Source organism: Salinicola sp., from assembly GCF_982684285.1.
Map to the genome: position 1 here is coordinate 1 of NZ_CEXLVS010000375.1, position 2620 is coordinate 2620.

Here is a 2620-nt window from a genome sequence, read left to right on the forward strand (position 1 = left end):
CGTGGGTCAGCCACTCGAAGAAGGCTTCGTCCTGGCCCTGGGTGAAGTCGGTACCGATACCGATGGCATCCTCGCCGACGATGTTCATGATGTAGACGATCGCCTCGACGTAATCCTCGACGGTGGCGTTGACGCCCGCCTTGAGGAACGGCGTGAACATGGTCACCCCGACGAAACCGCCGTGGTCGGCGATGAACTTGAGCTCGTCGTCGGACTTGTTGCGGGGGTGCTCCTTGAGCCCGCTGGGCAGGCAGTGGGAGTAGCAGACCGGCTTCTTCGATTCGAGAATGATCTCCTCGGAGGTCTTGGAGCCGACGTGGGAGAGGTCGCACATCATGCCGACCCGGTTCATCTCGGCGATCACCTCGCGACCGTAGCCGGAGCGACCGCCGTCGCGCTCGTAGCAGCCGGTACCGACCAGGTTCTGGGTGTTGTAGCAGAGCTGGGTGATGCCCACGCCGAGCTTCTTGAAGATCTCGATGTAGCCCAGCTTGTCCTCGAAGGCGTAGGCGTTCTGGAAGCCGAGGATGATGCCGGTCTTGCCCTCCTCCTTGGCCCGGGTGATGTCGCGGGTGGTGTGCACCGGACGCACCAGCTCGGCGTTGTCGCGCATCAGCTGGTTGACGGCGACGATGTTGTCGACGGTGGACTCGAAGTCCTCCCATACCGATACCGTGCAGTTGGCGGCCGTCAGCCCGCCCTTGCGCATATCCTCGAACAGGGCCCGATCCCATTTGGCGATGATCAGGCCATCGATGATGATGGCATCGTCGTGCAGAGATGGCGTCGACATGCGGAACTCCTCCTGGGTTTTGTGCGCCTTTCGCAGCCGTCGCGGCGTATGACCGGAAGCCCGAAGACGATCGTTCCGCGCAGCATATCCCCGCGCTCCCTCCCCTCGCCGACCGAAAGCGAATTCCAGTGTCCCGATTGCGTCACGCCGACTTGCCTGCCTGCGACAGACTCCCGGCTCCGGAAGCCATCGAGTGGATGCGTTATTGACGCCAGGCCGTTCCTTATATAGAACGTTCTATATAAAGAACGGCTGGACGCTTTCATCCATGGACGAGATCGCGCTGGAAACCCTGGGACGGCATCTCCAGGCGCTGCGCCAGGCGCGAGGCCTGTCGTTGACGCAGTTGGCCGCCCAGGCGGAGATCGCCAAGTCGAACCTGTCCCGCCTCGAGCAGGGGGTCGGCAACCCGACCATCGATACGCTGTGGCGCCTGGCGCAGCGGCTCGGGGTACCGTTCGGCACCCTGGTGGCGCCCGTCGCGACGCCGGTGGAGGAGAACGGGATCAGCGTGCGCTTGATCGAGCAGAGCCATCACCGGCATCACGATGAGCCGGCGGTCGATGTCTACCTGATGCGCTGCGCGCCCGGGACGGTGCGACACGCAGAGGCTCACGCGCCAGGAACGCGGGAGACCTTGCAGGTCGTCGAGGGTCGGGTGTCGGTCGGCCCTCCGGAACAGCCGCGCCAGCTTGCCGCCGGAGAGATTTTCACGTTCGCTGCCGATCGACCTCACGTCTATCGTGCCAGCGACACGGGTGCGACGCTGCTGGTCACCATCGTCTACGCCAGGGGAGAACCATCGAATGCCTGACACCGACATGCCGTCACCCTCGAGCGGTTGGCTGATCGGCGTCCGTGAAGCGGTGCCGCTGTTGGGTGGCTACATCCCGGTGGCCGTCTCGTTCGGGTTGATCTCCACGCAGGCGGGGTTCAGCACCGTCGAGACCCTGGCGATCTCGGCGCTGATCTATGCCGGGGCCTCGCAGTTCCTGTTCGTCGGCATGATCGCCAGCGGCTCTCCCCTGTGGCTGACCGTGGCGCTGACGCTGCTGATCAACGTGCGCCATGTCGTCTACGCCCCCAATATCGCGCCCTGGCTGCCGCAAAGCCGCTGGTGGCCATGGTTGATGCACGGTCTGACCGACCAGATCTTTGCGCTGGCCCATGGCCGATTACCGCAGCTGCCCGCGACGCAGCGCGTCGGCTGGTTCTTCGGCGCCGCCCTGCTGGCCTGGCTCAGTTGGATCGCCGGCTCGTTGCTGGGGGCGGTCGCCGGCGAGTGGCTGACCCACCGCTGGCCCTTGTTGGGCGAGGTGATGCCGTTTGCGCTGCCGGCGCTCTTCCTGGTGTTGCTCGTACCGCGCATCACCTCCAGACGCTGGGCCCTCGCACTCGGTATCAGTATCGCCGCCGCCCTGCTCTGCACCCTGACCGGGTTGACCAATATCGGGATCCCGCTGGCTGCCGCCTGCGGGGCACTCTGCTTCTATCTGGTCCGGCTGCCGGAGAGAGCCAGACCGGTGGGAGGAAAACGCCGATGAGCCTCGAACTTTGGATCGCCATGATCGTCGCCGCGCTGGGCACCTATCTGATCCGACTGCTGCCGCTGATCTGGATGCAGCAGCGCCTGAAACGCCGCGACGGGGATGCCGCCGTCGATGTGCTGCCAAAGTGGCTGGTGGTGCTGGGTCCGATGATGATCGCTGCTGTACTGGGTGTCTCGCTGGTGCCGCGCACGCCGGATCCGGTCGGCTGGCTGGCGACGGTCGTCGGATTGGGGGTCACGCTCGTCGTCTGGCGCAGGACCCGCTCACTGGGCTGGCC

General features: G+C 65.2%; 4 protein-coding genes. 3 read left to right on the plus strand and 1 reads right to left on the minus strand.

Going from position 1 to position 2620, the window contains the following annotated elements; genetic code table 11:
• Positions 1-793: dipeptidase (locus AC3AYF_RS20030; RefSeq protein ID WP_487780269.1), on the minus strand; the 793-nt coding region annotated here is incomplete at its 3' end.
• 268 nt (positions 794-1061) lie between these two features.
• Here AC3AYF_RS20030 and AC3AYF_RS20035 point away from each other — a divergent pair.
• The 3 genes from AC3AYF_RS20035 to AC3AYF_RS20045 all read left to right on the plus strand — a co-directional run.
• Complete coding sequence (locus AC3AYF_RS20035; RefSeq protein WP_295041342.1) at positions 1062-1607, plus strand: helix-turn-helix domain-containing protein; 546 nt, start codon at positions 1062-1064, stop codon at positions 1605-1607.
• Positions 1600-2337, plus strand: coding sequence for an AzlC family ABC transporter permease (locus AC3AYF_RS20040; protein ID WP_295041344.1), 738 nt, complete (start codon positions 1600-1602; stop codon positions 2335-2337). The genes AC3AYF_RS20035 and AC3AYF_RS20040 overlap by 8 nt, the downstream gene beginning before the upstream one ends.
• Positions 2334-2620: AzlD domain-containing protein (locus AC3AYF_RS20045; RefSeq protein ID WP_487780270.1), on the plus strand; the 287-nt coding region annotated here is incomplete at its 3' end. The genes AC3AYF_RS20040 and AC3AYF_RS20045, both read left to right, overlap by 4 nt.

What these genes read in the sequence shown, in the direction of transcription:
- AC3AYF_RS20035 (WP_295041342.1), top strand. Translation starts at nt 1,062, where the DNA reads ATGGACGAGATCGCGCTGGAAACCCTGGGACGGCATCTCCAGGCGCTG.
- AC3AYF_RS20040 (WP_295041344.1), top strand. Translation starts at nt 1,600, where the DNA reads ATGCCTGACACCGACATGCCGTCACCCTCGAGCGGTTGGCTGATCGGC.